This is a genomic window from Azorhizobium sp. AG788, assembly GCF_943371865.1.
GTDB lineage: Bacteria > Pseudomonadota > Alphaproteobacteria > Rhizobiales > Xanthobacteraceae > Azorhizobium.
On record NZ_CALRWL010000004.1, the window covers coordinates 114810 to 135480 of the forward strand.

Genomic DNA, 20671 nt, shown 5'->3' on the forward strand with positions numbered 1-20671 from the left:
CCTCCTTGGGCAGTGGGGGCGGGAACGGGGTCTCGCGCGGGGGCGATGATCCCTCACATGCGCCGGGGCGGTTCAGCCCTCGGTCTTCGGCGCCACCAGCCGCAGCACCGTCGCCGCCAGCAGGTCGAGCGAGACATGGGATGTGCTCAGCAGGGCCTTCACCTGCCGCGCCAACTCCGGATCGCCGTCACGGGGAGAGATGATCACCAGGGGCATCTTCTCCCCGTCGTGGCGGCGCAGATGCGGCAGCAGCGCCAGCCCGGCGCCGGAGGGCGGCGCCAGATCCAGGATGACGGCATCGAAATCCCGCTCCGACAAAGCGGCGCGGGCCTGTGCCAGGTCGGCGGCGGAGCAGAGGTCCACCGTGGGCGCCAGCATCTGCAGCACCTGCTCGCGCACGGTGGCATCTTGCTCCAGATGCAGCACGGCGGGGCGGCCGGCGCGACCATCCCGCCATATGACCGGGTCCAAGGCGTTGAGCAGGTGGGCGGGCGCCACGGGCTTTTCGAGCCAGTCCAGGATTTGCAGCGCCTCGGCTTCCCCCGGCGCCAGGGCGCCGCCGCGCGCCCGGGCGGATACCACCATCAGCGGCACCGTCTCGGTCGCGTGCGCCTGCCGCAAGGTGCGGATCAGGCTGATGCCGTCGCCATCGGGCAGCACCAGATCCACCAGGATCGCCTTGTAGGCGGTGCCGCGGGCGTGCGCCGCCGCCGCCGCCGCGCTGCCGGCCACATGGAGCGACAGGCCGGCCTGGGACAGCAGGGCGGACAGCACCGCGGCACTGTCCAGATCGTCCTCCACCAGCAGCACGTCGGCAGCTGCCCGCGCCGGCACCGATGCCGATGCCGGCGCGGGCGGGGGGCTCGCCGGCGGCGGGTCGGCCGGGCGCACGGGGGCGGCCGGCGGGCTGGCCGGGGCCATGGTCGGGAGCGGGTGGGAACCGTCGCCCGCCGGCAAGTCCAGGTGGAAGACCGTGCCCACGTCCAGCTCGGTCTCGAACGCCAGGGTGCCCCCGTGCCGGTCGACGATCTCCTTGGCGATGGCGAGGCCAAGGCCGGTGCCGCCGCGCTGGCGGGTGTCGGAATTGTCCGCCTGGGCGAAGCGGGTGAACATGGCCGGGCGGAAGCTCTCCGGAATGCCGGTGCCGTGGTCGCGCACGGACACCCGCACCGTGCGCTCCCGGCGGGCCACGCTCACCTCCACCGCACTGCCGGCGGGCGAGAATTTCACCGCATTGGAAATCAGATTGGTCAGCACCTGGATCAGGCGGTCGCCGTCGCCGATCACCCCGGTGTCGCCCGGCCCCACGTCGAGGGAGAGGGTGACCCCGTGTTCCAGCGCAAAGCCGCTGGTCTGGTCCAAAGCGCGCTGGGCCACCTCCGCCAGCACCAGCGGCTCGCGGGCGAAGGTCACGGAGGAGGACTGCATCTTCTCGATGTCGAGAATGTCGTTGATCAGCCGCACCAGCCGGCGGCTGTTCTGCGAGGCGATGGTGACGAGGCGCTGGGCGGCCTCCGGCAGCGGGCCGGTGGCGCCCCCCGCCAGCAGGCCCAGCGAGCCGGCGATGGAGGTCAAAGGCGTGCGCAGTTCGTGGCTGACGGTGGAGACGAACTCGTTCTTCATCACCTCGGCGCGCTTGCGCTCGGTGATGTCGTGCAGCACCGCCACCAAAGCGTGGCCGTCGCTGGAGCGCATCTCGCCGATGGCCACGTCCACCGGCACGGTGGTGCCGTCCTTGCGCAGCCCCACCAGTTCGCGCACCTCGCCGCCGTCGCGGGCGGCGGCGTCCAGGGTGGCCAGGAACTCCGGCTCGCTGGTGCCCTCGGGAATCTGGAACAACAGGCCCAGGTGCCGGTCCACCAATTCCTCCGGCGTCCATCCCAGCAAGCGGGAGGTGGCGGGATTGGCGGTCTCGATGCAGCCGGCGGCATTGACGGTGATGATGGAATCCATGGCGCTGGCCAGGATGGCGCGGTGGCGCGACAGGGTATCGCCCAGCGCCTGCTCGGCGCGGCGGCGGCCGATGAGATGGGCGATCACGATCAGGGTGGAGGCGGCCACCACGGCGATGGCGGCGGCGAGCAGGGTGATCAGGGTCTGCTTGGTGCGCTGGCCGACGATGCGCACCTCGCGGGTGCGGGCGGCGATGGCGGCGATCTCTGCGTCCGAGACGCTCTGCACCGTGGCGGCGATCTGGTCCATGATCTCCTTGCCGCGGCGGACCTGCAGCACGGTGGCCGCATAGGCGCCCAGCTTGGTGCGGGCCTCCACCATGGCCTGGAGCAGGCGCATTTCCTCGTCGGTGAGCCGGGCGAGGGCGGCCAGAAGGGCGGTGTGCTCGGGCCGTTCCACGGCGAAGGCGGCCACCTGCTGAATCTTCTGGAGAATGCTGGCGCGGGTTTCCTGCAGCGGCGGCAGGAATTCCGGCTCGCCGGTGATGACGAAGCCGCGGGCGGCGCTCTCGGCGGTCAGGATCTCTTCATAGATGAATTGCAGGTCCGCCCGGATGGTGGACGAATAGATCAGATCCTCGCGGGCATGCTGGCTGGCGGCGAACTCGCGGAAGCTGGCAAATCCCACCGCGAACACGATCAGGATGGAGGCCAAAGCGGCGAGCACCGCGATGATGGAGACCCCGCGAATGCCGCGCCGGTGGCGTCGGCGTTCCTGGCGTGCGATGGCCCGCGCGTTCATGGGCGAGGCCCCAGGGCGCTGGCGGCCCCGTGGGTGCGCGCCTGCCGCCCGACGCAAGGGAAGCCGGCCAGCGGGCGGACGAGGGGAACGGACATCGGAACTCCGCGCGCGGATGGCCCAGGGCATCCGGCAGCCCGGCACCTGGGATCCATACTGGCGGCCAAACGGTAAAAGGCGAGGAAATTTTCCAATGCCCCCCTGGTGCAGGCGACCGGCCGCAGCCGGATCGCGGCGCTCAGAGCGTGGTGTCTTCCACCGTCAGGTCCAGCCAGGCATCCAGGAACCGCTCCAGCCAGTGGCAGACGGCGGGGTCATGGCGATACCAGCCGTCGAAATGCGCATCGCTGGGCTGGGCGCCGGGCTGGGAGAGCTTGGCGGCGCCCTTGGAGGTCCAGCGGCACATCATCTCGTGGGTGACTTCGGGATGGAACTGCACCGCAAATCCGTGCCGCCCGTGGCGGAAGGCCTGGTTGGGGAACACCTCGCCGGTGGCCAGCAGCTCGGTGCCCCGGGGCAGATCGAAGCCCTCGGAATGCCAGTGATAGACATGGCTGGGCCAGGGCAGCAGCTCGGCGCCGGCGGGGGTGGGGGTCAGGGGGTAATAGCCGATCTCGCTGAGGCCATCCGCATGGCGCCCGACGGTGGCGCCCAAGTGCTTGGCCATGAGCTGTGCCCCCAGGCACACCCCCAGCAGCGGCGTATCGGCGGCCATGGCCTTGCCGACGAACTCCATCTCGGTGCGCAGCCAGGGCAGGGGATCGTTGACGCTCATGGGGCCGCCGAACACCATCACGCCCACATGGTCGTCGAGATGGTCCGGCAGGTCTTCGCCCAGGGCCGGGCGGCGCACGTCGAGCGTATAGCCGCGCAGCTCGATCAGCCGGCCGATCCGCCCCGGCGTGGAATGCGCCTGGTGCAGGATGGTGAGGATGCGTCCATGCGGCTCCTGCGCGCCCGCGTCGCGGGCGTGGCCCGGAGGCCGTGCGTCAACTCTTGTGTCCACCGTCCGCTTCTGCCTCCTTGCGCACCTCGCGCCGAATGCGCACCCGGTCACGCGAGCCGATGTTCAGCAGTTCGGCCGCGCGCCACACCAGATTGTCCTCGAACTCGGTCAGGCCGCCGTCCGCATAGGCGACCTCGAACATCATCTCCACCACCCGCAGCCGGCCCTCGTCGTCGAGGGCGCGGTTGAGGATGCTGGTGAAGGCGTAAAGATCCACCGCTTCCGCATCGCGGGCGATGGCCAGTTCCACCAGGGCCTCCGTTTCGGCGGCGCTCAGGTCGAAGCGGGCCGAGAGGATGGCGGAGAGCACGCTGCGCTCTTCCTCCGTGACGGCGCCGTCGATGGCCATGACGTGAACCAGCAGCACCGCGGCGGCGAGACGATAGTCATTCTCTTCAAACGCGCTGGTATCGCGCCGTCCGCCGGAGATGTCGGAGATGAACTCGGAGAGCGCGCGGAACATGAAGCCCCTCTGAACATGGCCTGTCAAAGAGGAGACATGAAAGCGCGGGCCGGAGCAAGGTGTCGCGGCCCCCGCCGCCTTTCGGGAAAAGGGCTTGCGATGCATTTTTGCCCACTGTGGCCGCATTCACACGCCCAGGGCACAATTCCCGTTGTCATTGCCCCTGCTGGGGCGACGGCAGCGGCATGCGACGGGTGCTGCCGCCCTGGATACGGGTGGAGGAATCCCCCTCGGACGGCCGCGTGGTGGGGGGCGGCGGCGGCGTGAGATTCTGCCGCGGCGCCGGCGGCGACAGGTTCTGCCCGGGGACCGGGGCGATATAGGCCGGATTGGTATAGGGCTGAAGCTGCGCCGCATGGGCGGCGCTGGTCCCGGTCCCGGTCACGGCCAGCGCGCCCAGCAGCGCCATCACGGCCACGCGCCGACGGCTGGGTCGCGGCTGGTGGGTGAAACTCTGGCGCATGCGGGCCTCCCGGTGTCCGTTTCCTTGCAGATGGGGTCAAGCGCGCCGCGCCGCAAGCGGTTCACCCGCGCCCCAGGCCGGGCCGCGGCTGCTTCGCAGCCCGCGACACGCGGTCAGTAGGGCGTGGGCGCGGAGGTTTCCGGCCGCGGCCGCGGCATCAGGCGCACCGTGGCGGCGGGAGCGGAGATATGGGTGCCGCCGTCCTCGGCGTGGATCACCACCAGTCCCTCCGCCCATTGCGGGCTGGTGTCCACGAGGCGGCTGATCCCCAGGCCGACGGTCATCGCCACCACCGCGGTCAACAGGGCCAGCGATCCTTCCTTCAACATGAACATCGGCATCCTCGGATCTCGGCCGTGTCCCGGCGGGACAGGGGCCGTTCTGGGCGATGGCGTGGCAAAATCGTGTCCACCAGTAACGCCAACGGGGCGGCCGGGGTTCCCGGCCGGTACGTTGCTGTGCCGCGTGCGGAAAAACATCTTCGCGAAAGACGTTTTACGCCCGTCCACAGCACAGCTTGCGGGCGAACATGACCCCAGCATGATTTCAAAACGTTAAGATCCCCGGCGCGGGCGCGGGATTGTGAACAGCGGGGATAGAAGGGCAAAGGAAGGTGTGCCTCACCGGCGCCGTTGCTTCGGCGTGGGCCGGAACAGCTGTCATCCAGGCCGCGACATGGCGGCCATGGCGGCAAGAGGGGGACATGCGGAGGGGAAGCCTGCGGGCGGTCACGATGGGACGGCATGAGCGCAGGGCGGCGCGGGCTGGGGGATGTCCGGTCACAGCGACCGCATCCTCTCCGGGGCCTCGCGGGAGGAGGCGAGCGGCCACCCCGCCGGATATCGAGAGGGGGGAGGGGGATCCGGCGCGGCGGCCGCTCAGTCCTATAAGCGTGCGGAAGGCGTGATGTTCCGGCGCCGGATCACACTCTTTCGGATGATCCGCGCACCGCGATCAGCGGCGGCTTGCGCTCACCGCCGCCGGCCCATGATCACCGCCTGCAGCACCCCCACGCCCGCGGCCATGGCCACGGTGGCGAAGGGGTGGCGTTCGGCAAAGCGGGTGACCGTGGACAAGGTGCCCAGCCCGAGGGCCGAGGCGCCGAAGGCAGGGCTGGACCGCCGCCGCCACAGCGCGATCATGGCGAACAGGCCGGTGAGGACCAGGGCGGCGGCCGCGGTGAGCAGGGCCGCCACCGGGGTGTGGAAATGCCGCTCCAGAAGAGCAAAGAGGCCGATCGCGAGAAAGGCCTCCGTGATCCAGAGAAATCCCGCGGCGAGGATGAGAAGCAGGGCGCGGGCGGCCATGGCGCGCCGCTCAGCGACGCAGCATGATGTGGCCGAGCAGGGCACCCACGCCCGCGGCGATCGCCACGGCCGCGAACGGCTGGGTCTGGATGCGCTCGCGCAGGGTTTCGGCCTGGGTTTCCGCCCAATCCTTCACTTCGCCCGCCGCCGCTTCCGCGTCATAGGCAGCGCCCTTGACGCCGTCCCGGGCGGTGATGCCGAGGGTTTCCACCAGCTTGGCGAAATCCACCCGCAGCTGCTCGAGGTCCGCCCGCACATCCGAGAGGCTGGGTTCAGTGGCCGCGATGTCCGGCTGTTCGACCATGGTCGTTCTCCGCATTGTCAAAAGGTGGCCCGGCCCGAAGATCGGACGCACCTCATTAACGTTGCCCGCAGCGGTAAAGTTCCAGCTTGGCCGGAGGCTTTACGGCGCTGCGTTCAGGCGATGCGGGTCGCGGGCGCAGAGGCGGCGTGCGCCGCCGCCTTGTCCTGATGGAAGAACAGCGCCTGGGCGATGGTCGCCTTCACGGTCTCGCTCAGGAACGGCTTGGTGATGAGATAGGTGGGCTCCGGCCGCTCGCCGGTGAGCAGGCGATCGGGGAAGGCGGTGATGAAGATCACCGGCACATCGAAGGTCTGGAGGATGTCGGTGACCGCATCGATGCCGGACGAGCCGTCCGCCAGCTGAATATCCGCCAGAACCAGGCCGAAGTCCCCGTGCTGCGCCAGTTCCACCGCCTTGCTGTGGGTGGGCGCGACGCCGACGATCTCGTGGCCGAGTTCGGACACCAGGGTCTTGAGATCCAGTGCGATGACCCATTCATCCTCGATGATGAGAACGCGGGTGGCGAGCTGGTGGTCGATTTCCGCCTGGGCGGCGATCACCTGGGCTTCGATCTCTTCCACCGAGACGCACAGGATCGAGGCGGTTTCGGCGAAGGAGAAACCCTCCATGGCGGTGAGCAGCAAAGCGACCCGCGAGCCCACGTTCAGCGACTGCAGCCGCTGGTCGGTGTGCGTGCCGGTACCGGCGGCGCTGTTGGGGCGAATGCCGAACACCTGGTGGAAGGCGCGATAGAGCGAGACCCGCGGCGAGATCGCCGGATCAATGCTCACGCGGCCGTCAAGCACCGCCTGAAGCGTGTCACGGACCAGACCGTCGCCGGCCTTCTGAGAGCCGAGCAGCGCGCGGGCATAGCGACGCAGAAACGGAAGCTGCTTGATAAGCTGTTGCTGTGGCATGGGGGTGTTTTCGCCTCGAACAAGTCGCTTATAACGCACCCGGCCGGAGAAAGTTCCCGCAGGCGCGGAAAACCTTCGCCCGTGCGAGGAACAGAAAGCCGGGATCCGCATTGTACTCCAGGTGCTCCACAGATGCAGCCCACCCGATGCGTGACGCGATGGATCGCCGGGTGCGCGCCGCTGCGACGCAGGTGAGCCCGTGGTAGGTGAGTTGCCCGGCAGACGCGTTCCATCTGCCGGAACCGAACGGGAGCAATAGATGTCGGTGCGGCAGAGAGAGACGCGGGATGTGCGCCGCAGGGAACGCGCCACCATCTTCGCGTCGGCTCTGGGGAATCCGCGCAGCCTCCTGGATAGCGTTCGGCGCCGGCTGATCCTGGTGATCCTGGTGGCGATCATGCCCATCGCCTCGGCCTGCATGCTCCAGGGCGTGCTGCAGATGCGCCGCGCCACCGAAGAGGCGCAGCACCGCCTGTCCCAGTCCGCCATCACCGCCGCCGGCAGCGTGCAGAATGTGTTCGCCTCCGCCGAGAATGTGCTTCAGGCGCTGAAGAATTCCAGCGACGTGCGCACCGCCGATCCCGATTGCGGCCCGACCCTGGCCGGGGCCAACATCAGCGTCCAGTTCAGCGCCAACATCACCCTGGTCGGCGCCGATGGCCGCGTGCGCTGCTCGGCTTTGGCGGAGACCGACATGGATGTCTCCGGCCGGACCTGGTGGCGGGAGGCGATCCAGAACAAGGACTTCAGCATCAGCCCGCGTCTGGTGAGCTCCGTCACCCGCATCGAGGTGCTGGCCGGGGTGCTGCCGCTGTTCAACGCCAATGCGGATTTCGAGGGGGCGCTGGTCATCGCCATCACCGCCAGCTGGCTGGATACGCTGCTGAAGCGCGACATGTCGCCGGACACGGCGGTGATCTCCCTGCTGGATGCGAACGGGGCGGAGGTGGCCTCCAATGCCGGGACCGCCGGCCGCCGCCTGTTCGCCGGCCGCGATCTGGCGGCGGCGCAGGATCAATTGGGGGAAACGGTGGATGATGCGGGCGTCGCCTGGAGCTTCGCCGTGGCGCCGCTGGATCGCCATGGCCTGCTGGTGGCCATCGCCCGGCCCACCGCCGACCTGTTCCAATGGACCCTGGTGCATGTGCTGATCAGCTTCGTGCTGCCGGTGGTGATGGTGATATTCACCCTGGTGGCGATCTGGCTGGCCACCGACCGCATCGTGCTGCAATGGCTGCTGTATCTGCGCCGGGTGACCGCGGTCTATGCCCAGGGGCACTATGGCTTCCGCCCCACCCGCATGAGCCAGGCCCCCAGCGAGTTCCGGGTGCTGGGCGCGGCCATCGAGGACATGGCGCTGGCGGTGCGCGAGCGCGACGCCAAGCTGCGCGACGGCCTGGCGGAGAAAACTGCTTTGGTGCGGGAGATCCACCACCGCATCAAGAACAGCCTGCAGGTGGTGGTGAGCCTGCTCAGCCTCTATGGCGGCGGCGTGGCGCCGGGCAAGGACCGCCGGCGCTTCGAGCAATTGCGGGTGCGGATCAATACGCTCGCCGTGGTCCATCGCATCTTCTACGAGGCCAGCGAAGGCTCGGAAGTGCGGGTGCGCGAGCTGCTGCGGGAAATGGCGGTGCTGCTGGAAGGCGCGGCCGATCGCAACGTGCTGGTGGCGGTGGAGGCCCAGGACACCACCTTGCCTACGGATTTCGCCGTCCCGCTGGCCCTGATGGTCAGCGAGATCATCATGTCCATGGCGCGCCCCGAGGCGCCCCAGCCGGTACGGATCCAATTGTCGTGCGCGGTGGAGGGGGCGAATTTCATCATCGCCATCCTGTCGTCGGAGCCCACCGAGGGCCGGCTCGATGAAGGCCAGGCGGATCTGGCGCATGGCTTCGCCCGCCAGCTGGGCGCCACCATCGAGGCCGAGGACCTGCCGGGCGGCGCCAGCGTGCGGGTGTCGTTCTCGCCGCGCCGGGCGTGTTGAGGCGTTCGGTCTCTCTGTTGACGCCCGGATTGTCCTGTAAAAGGTAATCGAGGGCGTAGGAACAGCTTGCGCTGTCCTCTGATCGGTAGAAACGCCGCGCTCAATTCATCACGGATAGATGACCGATTCCCTTGTATCAAATTGATGGGATCGTCTGGACCGAGGCTTTCGGTTTTACACCGGAACCGGAGCGGGCGCGCTTCGTTGTGCTCAGGAAGCCGCAGACGGCTAACCTTGCAGAGGAGCGAAGCAATGGCACAGACGCGCGAAAAGGGTCCCTCCAATCGGGGCTTCGCGGCCATGGACGCCGAGAAGCAGCGCGCCATTGCGCGCAAGGGCGGCGAGAGCGTGCCGGCCGAGAAGCGCAGTTTCTCTCAGAACCGGGCCTTGGCCTCCGCCGCCGGCCGCAAGGGCGGCCAGAGCGTGGCCGACGAGGACCGCAGCTTTTCCAAGGATCGCTCGCTGGCCTCCCAGGCCGGCCAGAAGGGTGGCCAGGCCTCCCATTCCGGCGGCGGCGAACGGAGCTGAGGCGCCGCGCCCCGGCCGCCGCGCCCGGTTCCGCGCCGCGGAACCGATCCGGCCCCGCCGGTAAAAAAGCGAAATCCGCCTGCAACAGCGAAGTTCCTAAGGAACCCAAACGGCAGCGCTGACGTTGGACTCGTCACGGAAGGGATGTTGTGGCTGTCCCGCACGCGGCCTTCGGGTGCCATGCTATGGTGCCTGGGGGAGAGGCGCCCGCTTCGGCGGGCGGCCTTCGCGGACGGGGACGGGCTCTTCACCCAGAGGAAGCGGATATCGGACGCCCCATGGAATTGCCTCAAGAGACCGACGTCGCACGCACTGCCGACATGCGCACGCATGTGCTGGAGTTCATGCCGGCGCTCCGCGCCTTCGCGAGGTCCTTGACGCGCAACCGGACCGAAGCCGACGATCTGGTCCAGGAAACCCTGCTCAAAGCGCTGTCGAACATCGACAAGTTCGATCCCGGCACCAATCTGCGGGCCTGGCTGTTCACCATCCTGCGCAACACCTATTACACCGAGATCCGCAAGCGCCGCCGCGAGAATGACGGCATGGCCACCCTGGCCCAGCAGGATTCCAATGTCGGCCCGGCCCAGGAATGGGCGGTGACGCTGACCAGCCTCAAGGAAGCGCTCGAACTGCTGCCCAGCGATCAGCGCGAGGCGCTGGTGCTGGTGGGCGCGGCGGGCCTCTCCTATGAGGAAGCCGCCGACGTGTGCGGCTGCGCCCTCGGCACCATCAAGAGCCGCGTCAATCGCGCCCGTGCCAAGCTGCTGGTGCTCATGGGGGCGGAAGAGACCTCCGACGTGGTCGAACCCGACGCCCTGTCCATGTCCGCCGCCCGCAGCGTCGGCTAGGGCATTTCCCGTTTCGTCGCTGGGGTGAAGATCTCGCTCGCCCGGTTTGATCGCGCGGCGCCTTCACGTCCGCCGGCATGTCCTTCGCTCGACCGGCATCGGCGCGTCCTGGCGCGGCTGTCGGCCCTGCGGGCATCGGCGTGTGATGTCAGGCGGGCGATCCGGCGGCAGCCTTCAGGGCGCTTCGGCCGGTCGATGACAGGGCGCCGCTGCGCAGGCACGCCTGAAGGCGCCACGAGACGCGGTGGCCGGCCCGCGCCATCGCTCCACACCATCGCGCATCATGGCATCCCGTCTCGCGCACCTGGTGTTAGATCCAGGCGGCATAAGCTGTCCCGTCCGCTCTGCGGCTGGCGATGGCGTGAGATCTGGGAGGCGCAGCCAGCTCCGGCGCATTGCTGAGCGGGCGGATGGAAATGGGGTGCGCGGGAGTGTGGGAAGGGCAATGCGCCCCCTCCCATCCGCGCACCGTACCCCCTCCCCCGCAAGGGGGGAGGGAGAGCGAGCGGCGCGGGTGCGCTGAGCCGTGGGTACGCCGGAAGGCGCTCACAGAAGACGCAAAAGCGGCGAGAACAAACGGGCGTAGCGTCACCACCCACGCGCGGATCGTGTGGCGCGCGCCTTCGTGTCGCCTGCGCCGAAGTCGTCGCGCGATGGCCGCACGGGAAGGCCATGGGGCGGGCGCGCTGAGCGTACAGGCGGCGGGGAGGGGTCATCGAACCGGGCGCTCGGTTCTGCCGACGCAATAAAAAAGCCGCAGGCCCTTTCGGGCACGCGGCATCTCATTCGGTCTCACGCCGGAAAGGCGCCGGAACGCGCGCTAGCGGGTTTCCGGCACGGGCGGCGTATCCGCCGCATCGTCCGCGACGGGTTTGGACGCGTCAGCATCCGGTGTTGCCGCTGGCGTTCCACCTTCGAACGCCCCCTGCAACTGGGCCGCCAGCTTCATCAGTTCGTCGGGCATGTCTTCGTGCGTATAATCATCGAACAGCTGGCGCAGCTCTTTCCCAAGCAGATCCTGCCGCGCCGAAATATCCCGGCGATGAGGCGCTCTCATGCCGCCTCCCTCTCTCTGCACTTGCGTCATGGGACGATCCGGGCGCTGACTGCGCATGATGACTGCTCGCCTGCTTCTGAAAAGCTGCCGTGTGGAAAACCGGTGAAGGGCCCCGCCTCAAGCTCTGCCACGACGGGGTGCCGCAGCGCAAGACATCTTGGCTGCCGCCGGACTGGTCCATCCCGTTCGTGTCTCAAGCGCTCAATCCTTGTAAAGCCGCGATGAGCCGTCGATGACGCGGGAGTCATCGCCGTCCCAGTCGCCGTGCGTCGCCGGCATGTCGTGCGCGTCCTGGCCGGTACGCTTGCCGATGGCGGCATCCGCAAGGCGCAACAGGCGGCGTTCTTCGTCTGCTTCCCGCGGCCTGCGGGGCCGCGCGAAATCTCGGGTGCACTGTTCCGGAGCGAATTCACACTGGTCGTAGCCGTGAGGGATTGCTCCCTCCGGCCAAGCGACCCGTTCGCCCGGCGTTGTCCCAGTGGGGGGCAGTCGCTGTGCGGCCATGGTTGCTCTCCTTCGAACGTGACGTCTTCGGGACGTGCAGTTGTGAGGAAACGCCACACCTTGAACTTTGTTCCGAACCTGCAAACGGATTCTTGCGGCGGAGTTTCCGGCGCGAAGGTGGAACCGTCAGGCGTGCGGATGGTTCCCCCAGCACAGGTTCAGCATGGGTCGTCCATGCCGGTTCATGGAGGCGAGCGATGTCCGCTTTACCCAATGGCGCGCGCCCGGTGCCCGCGGCTGAAGACCTCGACGCGGACCAGCAGGAGCGCGCCGATCCCGGCCATTTCGCCCGGCAGGGGGACTATGACGATCCCCAGGCCTCACTGGTGCATGACGATGCCATCCCGCCCGGCGCGCTGGAGATGATGGCGGCTGCCCCGCCCGCCGACGAGGCCGTGCGCGATCCGCACTATCGGGCCTGGCGGGAGATGCAGCTCAGCGCCCTCGACAGCGCCTATCAGCACTGGCGGGACGCGCAGGCACGGGCCTTTGATGCCTCCTTCCTCACCTGGCGCACCAGCGCCGGCGAGACCTCGTTCGCGCAATGGCGCGAAACGGCGGCCTCCGCCCAGCTCCCGTCCGATCTGGACGAACTTTTTGCCCGGGTTCCGCGGCCCTGAGCGGCCGCGTCCTGCGGGCGTTCCCTTTCCATCGTCCTGATACATCCAAAGAAGGAGCTTTCCGATGCTGAGCTGGGCCCTGACATTCCTCGTGGTTGCGCTGGTGGCGGCGGTGCTTGGCTTCACCGCCATTGCCGGCACGGCCATCGAAATCGCCAAGATCATCTTCTATGTGGCGATCGTGCTGTTCCTGATCTCGGCGGTCATGGGCTTCCTGCGGCGCGGCCGCGGCTCCATGCGCTGACCGCCGGCGGCGCCGCACCGGCGATTGCATCCGTGCTGAGAAACACGGCATATGGCTCCGGCACGTCCGGGGCCATCGGCTCGACTTGTCCTGACCCGGCCAGGCGCGCGCCGGACCGGAAGCAGGGGCGACATGAGACGTCTGACCGTCGAGCACAGGACGCATTATCGCTACGCCGAGCCGGTGTCGTTCGGCCCCCATCGGCTGATGCTGCGGCCCCGCGACAGCCATCGGCTGCGCCTGCTGGAAGCGCATCTGACGCTGTTTCCCATTGCCGACGTGAACTATGTCTATGACGTGTTCGGCAATTCCATCGCCCTGGTGAATTTCCAGGAAAGCGCAGGCGAATTGCGCATCGACAGCGTGCTGGAACTGGAGATCTATCCGGTGCCGCCGCTGGAGGACCTGATCGCCCCCGAAGCCAGCACCTATCCGTTCGTCTATTCCAGCGATGATCGCCTCGATATCTCGCTGACCTCAGCCCGGCACTATACCGACAGCGGCGCCGTGGAGGCGTTCGCGCGCTCGTTCCTGCCGGGCGCGGGGCCGATGCCCACCATCGACCTCTTGTTGAACATCAACCTGGCCATCAAGGAGCGCTTCGCCTATGCGGCGCGCTATGAGGAAGGCACCCAGACCCCCGCCGAGACCCTGACGCTCGCCAGCGGCACCTGCCGCGATTTCGCGCTGCTGTTCATGGAGACGGTGCGGGAACTGGGCTTCGCGGCACGGTTCGTGACCGGCTATCTCTATACGCCGCAACTGGACCCGCTGGCTGAGGACGAATTCAACGGCGCCGGCGCGACCCATGCCTGGGCCGAGGTCTATCTGCCCGGCGCCGGCTGGATCGATTTCGATCCCACCAATGGCCTGGTGGGCACCGACCATCTGGTACGGGTGGCGGTGGTGCGTGATCCGCGCCAGGCCATTCCGGTCAACGGCAGTTTCAGCGGTTCGGCGGGCGCGTTCCTGGGCATGGACGTGGAAGTGTTCGTCTCCGCCCATGAGGCGCCTTTGGTGCTGCCGGTGATGTCGGTGCCGCCGCCCCAGCTCACCGCCCGCGAGCGCCATCGCCGCGAAGTGGTGGTGGAGACCCTGGAGGCCGCGGCGGAAGCGGCCAGCGTCAGCGCTGTGGTCGATGCGGTGGACGGCGCCCAGCCCGATGCGCGTGAGCGGGAGATGTCCGAGCTGGAGATGTCCGAGCTGGACGTTTCGGAGCAGGACAGTTCGGACATCGAGGCTGAACCCTCTCCTTCCCAGTCCCCCGATGACGCGGGCGTGGAAGCGGCGGTTTCGCCCGACGACGGATCGCCTGCGGCAGAAGCGGATGAAGCCGGCGCGGATGCGGCTCTCCCAGAGGGCGAAGGCGCGGAACCCAAGGCGCCCCTGGTCGCTGCCGTCTGAGGCCTGCGCGTCCGCCTGTTCAGGTTTTACGACTCGTAGGCACAAAAAAAAACGGGGCGCTGATGCGCCCCGTCGTGGATCCTCGCTGAGAATCCCACCAGCCTCAGGGGCAGGGGACGGCGAAGGCGTTGCCATAGGCATCGCGCGCCCAGCAGTTCTTCGGGGTGGTGGCCGCGCCAACCACGGCGCCGGTGGCGCCGCCCAGCAGGCCGCCCACAACCGCGCCGCCAGCGGTGCCGGTCGCGGCGCCGCCGATCAGGGCGCCGGCACCGGCACCCAGGAGACCGCCGCCGACCGCGCGGTCGGATTCGGAATATTGGCTGCAGCCGGCAAGGGCCAACGCGACAGCGACCACGATCACAGCACTCTTCATGTCCACTCTCCCTTCAACGCAGTCGCTGGCCTGATGCCAGCTTCCCGCCCCATATCATCAGTCTAAGCCTTAACCGTGGTCACACGCCACGCGCAAGCGCTGGTTGTCAGCGCCGCGTGGAGCGCTCGCCCATGGCGATGGCATACAGGACACAGCCGACGGTCAAGCCCACCGCCACTGCGGCCATGACCGCGGTACCGGGATTGGCGCTGACCAGGTGCTCGGCGCGATCCACCGTCTGGCCCACGGAGCGGGCCGCCGTGCGGCGCCCCTCGCGGGCCATGGACAGGCCGCTGGAGGCCAGCGTCTGGGCGCCGTCTTCCACCACCTGCAGGGCGCGATTGGCATAGCGGGCCGCCTCGTGGCGCGGGCCGCGGGAATTTTCTTCAGCGGCGTCCGCCAGGGCTTCCCCCAGCCGTCCCATTTCCGCCTTGAGTGCGTCGAGACGACGCGAAATATCGTGGGTCGAAGACCGTGAACCATAGCCAAGCATGAGCCTATCTCCATTGATATCGAGAGAACGTCTGCGTATGCTTCCGGTTCCGCTTGAGCACGTTTCCGCATAATGTCCTAAAATCCATACGGAAAAAATCGTCTGTTTTCTAGCGTTTAGATATTATCCGCTCAGATTGTTTTAACTTGATCGGATAAGACCCAAATATCTCAGTCGATACGCGATGGTATTTTCGTATCGGTGTTTTGCGTGGTGAAAATGTGGTGCCCCTTTGGGGGAACCGTGGCTGCGCAGTGACGTTTTCCCATCATGACGATGCCAGGGGAATTGCCAATTTTAGGGAACTACATGAACACCATTGAAGCACCCTCGCCAGGGCCTGCCCGTACCGCAATGCCGTTACAGGATGTGCTGGACCCCCGTCGGTGCGCGTTCTTTTTCGACGTGGACGGAACGCTCATCGACATCGCCATCCATCCCGATGCGGTCACGGTGCCGCAGCCGCTGCTGGACGACCTGCGGATCTTGGATCGGGAGACCGGCGGCGCTCTGGCGCTGGTCAGCGGCCGGTCGGTGGCGAGCCTCGATTCCCTGTTCTCGCCGCAGCGCTTTGCGGCCTCGGGCGTCCATGGCGCGGAGGTGCGGCTGTCGTCGGACGCGGAGGTGGAACTCCATAGCCCCGCGCTCAGCGAATCCGTGCGTGCCGCTCTGGCGGACCTCGGTCGCGATCTGGATGGCGTGTTGGTGGAGGACAAGGGCACCAGCGTTGCCTTGCATTACCGCATGAACCCGGCCATCGGCCCCCAGCTGCACGCGGCGCTGGCCGCGTTCGTGGACCGGGTGAACGACGGCCTCGCCATCCTGCCGGGCCGGCTGGTGTTCGAGATGAAGCATCAGTCGCATGACAAGGGCAGCGCCGTGCGCCAGTTCATGGCCACCCGCGCCTTTGCCGGGCGCCGGCCGGTGTTCATGGGCGACGATGTGACCGACGAGGCGGCGTTTGCCGTCATCGCCGAGATGGGCGGCCTGGTGATTTCGGTCGGCCGCGATCTGCCGGTGGCGGACGCGGTGTTGCCGGAGGCCGCCGATGTGCGCGCCTTGCTGTCCGCCATTGCCGCCAACACCCGGAGGGACTGATTGTGTCGCGCTTGATCATCGTGTCGAACCGCGTTGCGGTCCCCGAGGCCGGCAAGACCGCGGCCGGTGGCCTCGCCGTGGCGGTCAATGCGGCTTTGAAAGGCCGGTCCGGCGTGTGGTTCGGCTGGAGCGGCAAGATCACCGATGCCCCGTCCGAGCGGCCGGAGGTGTCCGACCACGGCGGCATCCAATATGCCGTGGTGGATCTGAAAGAAGACGACCATCAGGAATATTACAACGGCTTCGCCAACCGGGTGCTGTGGCCGATCCTGCATTATCGCGTGGATCTGGCGGAGTTTCACCGTGCGGATCTGTCCGGATATATTCGGGTCAACCGCAATTTCGCCGAGCATGTGTCGAAGATCATCGAGGATGACGACATCCTGTGGGTGCATGACTATCACATGATGCCCATGGCCCGGTATCTGCGCGAGCTGGGCCACAAGAATCGCATCGGCTTCTTCCTGCATATTCCCATGCCGCCGCCCGAATTGATCCAGACCTTGCCCCGGCATGGCGAGATCATCGGCGCACTGGCCGATTACGACCTGCTGGGGTTCCAGACCGAGGGCGATCGCGACAATTTCGGCCGCTATCTGGAAAGCCGCGGCGGCCAGCCCACCGCCGATGGCAAGGCCTATGACATCGGTGGCCGACGGGTGCGGGTCGCGGCCTTCCCGGTGGCGATCGAGACCGAATCCTTTGCCCGGCGCGCCCGCCACGCGACCCGCACCCATTTCGTGCAGGACTTCAAGGCCAGCCTCGGCGACTGCAAGATGGTGCTGGGGGTGGATCGCCTGGACTATTCCAAGGGCATACCCAACCGGCTGGAGGCGTTCGAGACCCTGCTGCGCACGGCGCCCGAGTGGCACAAGAAGGTCGCCTTCGTGCAGATCACCCCCAAGAGCCGCACCGACGTGCCGGAATATGGCGAGATGGACCGCTTCATCTCCACCAAGGCCGGGCAGATCAACGGCGACTTTGGCGATGTGTCCTGGACCCCGCTGCGCTATGTGAACCGCACCTATTCCCGCTCGGCCCTGGCCGGCCTCTATCGCAGCGCCCAGGTGGCCATGGTCACGCCGCTGCGCGACGGCATGAACCTGGTGGCCAAGGAATTCGTCGCCGCGCAGGATCCCGAGGATCCCGGCGTGCTGCTGCTGTCGCAATTTGCCGGCGCGGCGGCGGAATTGGGCGGCGGCGCCCTGATGGTCAATCCGCACGAGATCGAGGGCATGGCCGCCAGCCTGCGCCGGGCGCTGGAAATGCCCCTGGATGAACGCAAGGAGCGCTATCAGCGCATGATGGAAGTGCTCCTGGCCAATACCATCGACCATTGGGCCCAGTCCTTCATCGATGCGCTCACCGCGCCCAGCCGGCCGGACCTGCCCAAGAGCGCCAGCCGGACCGTGCCGGTACGCAGCACGCCCATGCCGCAGGTGATGGGCTGGCACGGGTTGCAACGCTCGCAGGACATCTGATCGTCCGACCGATGCCGGCTGGACGCCTGTGGGCCGTCCGTTGCCACCAGGGCCTTTCGCACCAGGCCCTTTGACAGCACGTCGTTTGACAACGCCCGGCCGCAAGGTCGGGCGTTTTGCGTTTGCCTGCCCGCCGGGACGCGGCTGGGGGGCGGCGGCCCCGTGCGCCGGAGGGCGGGACGCGGGGGACCGCTTGCGTTCCTGGCGCGGAGGCGTGAAATCCGCCTGAAATTTCAGCTTGACCGCAAAGGCAAGGTAGCTTTGTTTGTTACCTAGTTTAGTTGTCTTTCTTGTCGTCGACCCGCTGCCATGTCCCGCCCGGACCTGGACGAAAGGTGCGAAACGCCGCTCATGCTGTCCCAGCAGATCATCAACGGCCTCATGCTCGGCGCCATCTACATGCTGGTGGCGGTGGCCTTCACCCTGGCCATCGGGGTGCTGAACTTCCTCAATTTCTCCCTGCCCGGCCTGTTCATGCTGGGCGGCATGCTGGCCTTCGGCTTCGTGAAGCTGGGCTTCCCCTTCCTGCTGGCCGCCGGCGGCGCGCTGTTCGTGGCGGCCGTGGTGTCGCTGCTGGTGGAGCGCCTCGCCTATCGGCGCATGCGCGAGGGCGATGCGGAGGTGCCGCTGGTGTCCTCGCTCGGCTTCCTGGTGCTGATGGAAAACCTGATGCTGGTGCGCTACGGCTCCGACCAGCAGTCGTTTCCAGCCCTGTTTGCGGACATGAACCTGCGCATCGGCGGCCTGGTCATCGGCATCGCGCAATTGGTGTCGCTGGCGATCTCGCTGGGGCTGGTGGCGTGGCTGTCCTGGTTCCTGCGCGCCACCAATGCCGGACGCCGCATCCGCACCGTGGCGGAGAACCGCGAGACCGCCATGCTCATGGGCATCAATATCGAGCGGCTGGTGCCGCAATTGTTCGTGGCCAGCGCCTTGCTGGCGGCGCTGGGCGGCATCCTGTTCGCGGTGAATTATCAGCAGGTCTCCCCCTTCATGGGCGAGGGCATCGGCTTCAAGGGCGTGGCCGCCATGATCATCGGCGGCATGGGCTCCATCTGGGGCGCGGTGATCGGCGGCCTGTTGATCGGCCTGGCCGAAGTGCTGTCCATCTCGCTGATCGGCGCCGACGTGGTGAACATCACCGTCTATGGCCTGCTGCTGGTGATCCTGATCCTACGCCCGCAGGGCCTTCTGGGCCGCGCCCCGAGCCGGGAGAAACTGTGATGAGCGGCTATCTCACCGGCGTCCTGGTCGTCCTCGCCTTCAATGTCATGGCCGCCTATGCGGTCTATCTGCCGCTGGCGGCGGGCCAGCTCAATCTGGGCATCGCCGGCTTCATGGCCATCGGCGCCTATGCGGCCGCCTATCTCACCAATGAGCTGGGCTGGAGCATGTGGACCGCCATTCCCGCCGGCAGCGCCCTGGCGGGGTTGGTGGGCCTGCTCATCGGCATTCCGGTGCTGCGCACCCATGGCATCTATCTGGCGCTGGCCACCTTCGCGCTCGGCCAGGTGATCGCCGCCATCTTCCTCAATCTCGACGTGGTGGGCGCCGCCGCCGGCTATCCGGTGGCGGACTATGCCCCGCCGGTTGCGGTGTTTGCCGCGGCCATCGGCGTGGTGCTGGTGATGGCGCTGCTCTCGCGCACAAGGTTCGCGCTGTACCTGACGGCGGTCAAAAGCGATCCCACCGTGGCCAATCTCATGGGGATTTCGGTGCGCGGCATCCAGGTGGCGGCGTTCGCGCTGGGGGCGGCGGTGGCCGGCTTTGGCGGGGCGTTCTATGCCCACCATTACAGCTTCATCGAAGCCCAGCATTTCAACGTGCTGCTCTCCGTGTTCACGGTGCTCTACGTGCTGTTCGGCGGCACCCAGACCGTGTGGGGGCCCTTGGTGGGGGCGGTGTTCTTCACCTTGGTGCCCGAGGCGCTGCGGGCCAGCGCGGAATGGCGCTATGCGCTGTTCGCGGTGTTCATCATCCTGTTCATGGCGCTGCGTCCGCAGGGGCTGGTGACGGCCTCGCTGTTCCGCCGCATCCGCCGCCGCGCGCCGGAGGCCTCCTCATGAGCATGCGCGCAATAAGCGATACCCCGCCGGCCGCCACCTCTCCGGCCGCCACCTCTCCTGCTCTTGCCATCTCCGGCCTGCAAAAATCCTTCGCCGGGGTGCGGGCGATCCGCGATCTCTCCTTCACCGTGCCCAAGGGCTGCGCCACCGCGCTGATCGGCCCCAATGGCGCGGGGAAGACCACGGTGTTCAATCTGGTGAGCGGCGTCTATGGCGTGGATGCCGGCACCATCCATGTGAATGGCGTGGATGTCACCCAGATGCCCTCGCGCCGCCGCATCCGCACCGGTGTGGCGCGCTCGTTCCAGAACATCCGTCTGATGCCGCACCTCTCGGTGCTGGAAAACCTGCTGGTGGGCCAGCATGTGCGCGCCTCTTCGCTCGCCGCCTTGCTCACCCCCTATCGGCTGATCCCCAACCACCGCTGGAAGCGCGAGGCCCGCGCCGCCCTGGCGGACAGCGGCCTGGGGCGCTATGCGGACGAGACCGTGGGCGCGCTGCCCTATGGCGTGCGCAAGCGCATCGATCTGGTGCGCGCCACCCTGGCGGGCGCCAATGTGCTGATGCTGGACGAGCCCGCCGCCGGCCTCAATCCCAGCGAGACCAATGCGCTGCGCGACCATCTCAAGGCGCTGATCGCCAGTGGCCTCACGCTGCTGGTGGTGGAACATGACATGCACTTCGTGGATAGCATCTGCCCCAATGTGGTGGTGCTGAATTTCGGCGAGAAGATCGCCGAAGGCCCGCTCTCGTTGGTGCGGCGCGATGCCAAGGTGCGCGAAGCCTATATCGGCACGGATGAGGAGGCCTGAGCCAT

At 67.6% G+C, this 20671-nt stretch carries 23 protein-coding genes; 11 read left to right on the plus strand and 12 right to left on the minus strand.

From position 1 onward, the window contains the following. Positions 1-72 precede the first annotated feature (72 nt). The 8 genes from AAG816_RS04385 to AAG816_RS04420 form a co-directional block, all read right to left on the minus strand. On the minus strand, positions 73-2694 hold the full coding sequence (locus AAG816_RS04385; RefSeq protein WP_341988305.1) for an ATP-binding protein: 2622 nt from the start codon (positions 2692-2694) through the stop codon (positions 73-75). 235 nt (positions 2695-2929) lie between these two features. Beyond that, positions 2930-3697, minus strand: a complete 768-nt coding sequence (locus AAG816_RS04390; protein ID WP_341988306.1) for a glutamine amidotransferase — start codon at positions 3695-3697, stop codon at positions 2930-2932. Then, the gene (locus AAG816_RS04395; RefSeq protein ID WP_341988307.1) at positions 3681-4160 is read right to left on the minus strand and encodes a TerB family tellurite resistance protein; all 480 of its coding nucleotides are present in this window, start codon (positions 4158-4160) and stop codon (positions 3681-3683) included. Before AAG816_RS04395 ends, AAG816_RS04390 begins: the two co-directional genes overlap by 17 nt. 154 nt (positions 4161-4314) lie before the next feature. Beyond that, entirely contained in the window at positions 4315-4623 is a 309-nt protein-coding gene (locus tag AAG816_RS04400; RefSeq protein WP_341988308.1) for a hypothetical protein, read from the minus strand. A 113-nt stretch (positions 4624-4736) separates the two neighbouring features. Beyond that, a complete protein-coding gene (locus tag AAG816_RS04405) occupies positions 4737-4952 on the minus strand; it encodes a hypothetical protein (protein ID WP_341988309.1) in 216 nt (71 codons plus the stop codon). A gap of 642 nt (positions 4953-5594) precedes the next feature. Beyond that, positions 5595-5930 (minus strand): hypothetical protein, encoded by a 336-nt coding sequence (locus AAG816_RS04410; RefSeq protein ID WP_341988310.1) that lies wholly within the window; start codon positions 5928-5930, stop codon positions 5595-5597. Between the two features lie 10 nt (positions 5931-5940). Continuing rightward, on the minus strand, positions 5941-6234 hold the full coding sequence (locus AAG816_RS04415; RefSeq protein WP_341988311.1) for a hypothetical protein: 294 nt from the start codon (positions 6232-6234) through the stop codon (positions 5941-5943). 113 nt (positions 6235-6347) lie between these two features. Further along, entirely contained in the window at positions 6348-7151 is an 804-nt protein-coding gene (locus AAG816_RS04420; RefSeq protein WP_341988312.1) for a response regulator, read from the minus strand. Between the two features lie 259 nt (positions 7152-7410). On the opposite strand from AAG816_RS04420, the gene AAG816_RS04425 reads away from it, so the two are divergent. The 3 genes from AAG816_RS04425 to AAG816_RS04435 all read left to right on the plus strand — a co-directional run bounded on the left by AAG816_RS04425 (position 7411) and on the right by AAG816_RS04435 (position 10514). Beyond that, positions 7411-9135 (plus strand): sensor histidine kinase, encoded by a 1725-nt coding sequence (locus AAG816_RS04425; protein WP_341988313.1) that lies wholly within the window; start codon positions 7411-7413, stop codon positions 9133-9135. Positions 9136-9387: 252 nt separating this feature from the next. Then, positions 9388-9663, plus strand: a complete 276-nt coding sequence (locus AAG816_RS04430; RefSeq protein WP_341988314.1) for a KGG domain-containing protein — start codon at positions 9388-9390, stop codon at positions 9661-9663. A gap of 278 nt (positions 9664-9941) precedes the next feature. Next, the gene (locus AAG816_RS04435) at positions 9942-10514 is read left to right on the plus strand and encodes a sigma-70 family RNA polymerase sigma factor (RefSeq protein ID WP_341988315.1); all 573 of its coding nucleotides are present in this window, start codon (positions 9942-9944) and stop codon (positions 10512-10514) included. Between the two features lie 820 nt (positions 10515-11334). Here AAG816_RS04435 and AAG816_RS04440 read toward each other — a convergent pair. Together AAG816_RS04440 and AAG816_RS04445 are read right to left on the minus strand one after the other, a co-directional pair. Beyond that, a complete protein-coding gene (locus tag AAG816_RS04440) occupies positions 11335-11601 on the minus strand; it encodes a hypothetical protein (RefSeq protein WP_341988317.1) in 267 nt (88 codons plus the stop codon). Between the two features lie 171 nt (positions 11602-11772). Further along, positions 11773-12075, minus strand: a complete 303-nt coding sequence (locus AAG816_RS04445; protein ID WP_341988318.1) for a hypothetical protein — start codon at positions 12073-12075, stop codon at positions 11773-11775. A gap of 197 nt (positions 12076-12272) precedes the next feature. On the opposite strand from AAG816_RS04445, the gene AAG816_RS04450 reads away from it, so the two are divergent. From AAG816_RS04450 to AAG816_RS04460, 3 genes are all read left to right on the plus strand, one after another. Then, positions 12273-12695 (plus strand): hypothetical protein, encoded by a 423-nt coding sequence (locus AAG816_RS04450; RefSeq protein WP_341988319.1) that lies wholly within the window; start codon positions 12273-12275, stop codon positions 12693-12695. 64 nt (positions 12696-12759) lie between these two features. Next, entirely contained in the window at positions 12760-12939 is a 180-nt protein-coding gene (locus AAG816_RS04455) for a DUF1328 domain-containing protein (RefSeq protein WP_341988320.1), read from the plus strand. A gap of 132 nt (positions 12940-13071) precedes the next feature. Next, complete coding sequence (locus tag AAG816_RS04460; RefSeq protein ID WP_341988321.1) at positions 13072-14343, plus strand: transglutaminase family protein; 1272 nt, start codon at positions 13072-13074, stop codon at positions 14341-14343. Positions 14344-14446: 103 nt separating this feature from the next. Here the strand turns inward: AAG816_RS04460 and AAG816_RS04465 are convergent, their stop codons facing one another. Together AAG816_RS04465 and AAG816_RS04470 are read right to left on the minus strand one after the other, a co-directional pair. Beyond that, complete coding sequence (locus AAG816_RS04465) at positions 14447-14716, minus strand: bacteriocin (protein WP_341988322.1); 270 nt, start codon at positions 14714-14716, stop codon at positions 14447-14449. Between the two features lie 106 nt (positions 14717-14822). Further along, a complete protein-coding gene (locus AAG816_RS04470; RefSeq protein ID WP_341988323.1) occupies positions 14823-15209 on the minus strand; it encodes a hypothetical protein in 387 nt (128 codons plus the stop codon). 354 nt (positions 15210-15563) lie between these two features. Between AAG816_RS04470 and otsB the strand changes: the two genes are divergently transcribed. The 5 genes from otsB to AAG816_RS04495 all read left to right on the plus strand — a co-directional run bounded on the left by otsB (position 15564) and on the right by AAG816_RS04495 (position 20666). Further along, positions 15564-16307 (plus strand): trehalose-phosphatase, encoded by a 744-nt coding sequence (otsB, locus tag AAG816_RS04475; protein WP_341988324.1) that lies wholly within the window; start codon positions 15564-15566, stop codon positions 16305-16307. 2 nt (positions 16308-16309) lie between these two features. Then, complete coding sequence (gene otsA, locus AAG816_RS04480) at positions 16310-17788, plus strand: alpha,alpha-trehalose-phosphate synthase (UDP-forming) (RefSeq protein WP_341988325.1); 1479 nt, start codon at positions 16310-16312, stop codon at positions 17786-17788. Between the two features lie 309 nt (positions 17789-18097). Further along, positions 18098-19012: a branched-chain amino acid ABC transporter permease gene (locus AAG816_RS04485; RefSeq protein WP_341988326.1), complete on the plus strand. Its 915-nt coding sequence runs from the start codon at positions 18098-18100 to the stop codon at positions 19010-19012. Next, positions 19012-19854 (plus strand): branched-chain amino acid ABC transporter permease, encoded by an 843-nt coding sequence (locus tag AAG816_RS04490; protein WP_341988327.1) that lies wholly within the window; start codon positions 19012-19014, stop codon positions 19852-19854. Before AAG816_RS04485 ends, AAG816_RS04490 begins: the two co-directional genes overlap by 1 nt. Beyond that, a complete protein-coding gene (locus AAG816_RS04495; protein WP_341988328.1) occupies positions 19851-20666 on the plus strand; it encodes an ABC transporter ATP-binding protein in 816 nt (271 codons plus the stop codon). Before AAG816_RS04490 ends, AAG816_RS04495 begins: the two co-directional genes overlap by 4 nt. Positions 20667-20671: the final 5 nt, after the last annotated feature.

Coding starts and splice junctions, on each gene's coding strand:
- AAG816_RS04485 (WP_341988326.1), top strand. CDS start 18,098: ATGTCCCGCCCGGACCTGGACGAAAGGTGCGAAACGCCGCTCATGCTG.
- AAG816_RS04425 (WP_341988313.1), top strand. CDS start 7,411: ATGTCGGTGCGGCAGAGAGAGACGCGGGATGTGCGCCGCAGGGAACGC.
- AAG816_RS04395 (WP_341988307.1), bottom strand. CDS start 4,160: ATGTTCCGCGCGCTCTCCGAGTTCATCTCCGACATCTCCGGCGGACGG.
- AAG816_RS04450 (WP_341988319.1), top strand. CDS start 12,273: ATGTCCGCTTTACCCAATGGCGCGCGCCCGGTGCCCGCGGCTGAAGAC.
- AAG816_RS04420 (WP_341988312.1), bottom strand. CDS start 7,151: ATGCCACAGCAACAGCTTATCAAGCAGCTTCCGTTTCTGCGTCGCTAT.
- AAG816_RS04415 (WP_341988311.1), bottom strand. CDS start 6,234: ATGGTCGAACAGCCGGACATCGCGGCCACTGAACCCAGCCTCTCGGAT.
- AAG816_RS04465 (WP_341988322.1), bottom strand. CDS start 14,716: ATGAAGAGTGCTGTGATCGTGGTCGCTGTCGCGTTGGCCCTTGCCGGC.
- AAG816_RS04385 (WP_341988305.1), bottom strand. CDS start 2,694: ATGAACGCGCGGGCCATCGCACGCCAGGAACGCCGACGCCACCGGCGC.
- AAG816_RS04455 (WP_341988320.1), top strand. CDS start 12,760: ATGCTGAGCTGGGCCCTGACATTCCTCGTGGTTGCGCTGGTGGCGGCG.
- AAG816_RS04470 (WP_341988323.1), bottom strand. CDS start 15,209: ATGCTTGGCTATGGTTCACGGTCTTCGACCCACGATATTTCGCGTCGT.
- AAG816_RS04440 (WP_341988317.1), bottom strand. CDS start 11,601: ATGACGCAAGTGCAGAGAGAGGGAGGCGGCATGAGAGCGCCTCATCGC.
- AAG816_RS04460 (WP_341988321.1), top strand. CDS start 13,072: ATGAGACGTCTGACCGTCGAGCACAGGACGCATTATCGCTACGCCGAG.
- AAG816_RS04445 (WP_341988318.1), bottom strand. CDS start 12,075: ATGGCCGCACAGCGACTGCCCCCCACTGGGACAACGCCGGGCGAACGG.
- AAG816_RS04430 (WP_341988314.1), top strand. CDS start 9,388: ATGGCACAGACGCGCGAAAAGGGTCCCTCCAATCGGGGCTTCGCGGCC.
- AAG816_RS04410 (WP_341988310.1), bottom strand. CDS start 5,930: ATGGCCGCCCGCGCCCTGCTTCTCATCCTCGCCGCGGGATTTCTCTGG.
- AAG816_RS04495 (WP_341988328.1), top strand. CDS start 19,851: ATGAGCATGCGCGCAATAAGCGATACCCCGCCGGCCGCCACCTCTCCG.
- AAG816_RS04435 (WP_341988315.1), top strand. CDS start 9,942: ATGGAATTGCCTCAAGAGACCGACGTCGCACGCACTGCCGACATGCGC.
- AAG816_RS04490 (WP_341988327.1), top strand. CDS start 19,012: ATGAGCGGCTATCTCACCGGCGTCCTGGTCGTCCTCGCCTTCAATGTC.
- AAG816_RS04405 (WP_341988309.1), bottom strand. CDS start 4,952: ATGTTGAAGGAAGGATCGCTGGCCCTGTTGACCGCGGTGGTGGCGATG.
- AAG816_RS04400 (WP_341988308.1), bottom strand. CDS start 4,623: ATGCGCCAGAGTTTCACCCACCAGCCGCGACCCAGCCGTCGGCGCGTG.
- otsB (WP_341988324.1), top strand. CDS start 15,564: ATGCCGTTACAGGATGTGCTGGACCCCCGTCGGTGCGCGTTCTTTTTC.